General features: G+C 43.7%; 1 protein-coding gene. It reads right to left on the bottom strand.

All coding sequences use genetic code 11. The annotated features are described in order from the left end of the window. Window positions 1-263: transposase (locus tag CP352_RS10930; protein ID WP_198995333.1), on the bottom strand; the 263-nt coding region annotated here is incomplete at both ends.

Below are 263 nucleotides of genomic sequence, written 5' to 3'. Positions count from 1 at the left end.
TGCGTTTGTGGTAAGCCTCAACCTTTGGAATCATCTGCTTGGAAATATTTGATACTTGAGCTGGACTATAATGACTGCCATACATTTTCTCAATCAAGTCAGCGATTTCTCTGGTAGTTACGCCTTTGGAGTAGAGCTTGATAATCGTGCTTTCCAAAACATCAGAGTGCTGCTTGTAGTCAGGCAGCGTGTGCTGATGAAATTGACTGTTGCGATCCCGAGGCACTTGCACTTCAATTGGGCCAAATTGCGTATCAACTTTG

The organism is Lactobacillus sp. UMNPBX1, from assembly GCF_002554085.1.
In the GTDB taxonomy this organism is placed as follows: domain Bacteria; phylum Bacillota; class Bacilli; order Lactobacillales; family Lactobacillaceae; genus Lactobacillus; species Lactobacillus crispatus.
The sequence above is the reverse complement of the archived record's forward strand: the minus strand, read 5'-3'. Positions and strand labels throughout refer to the sequence as shown.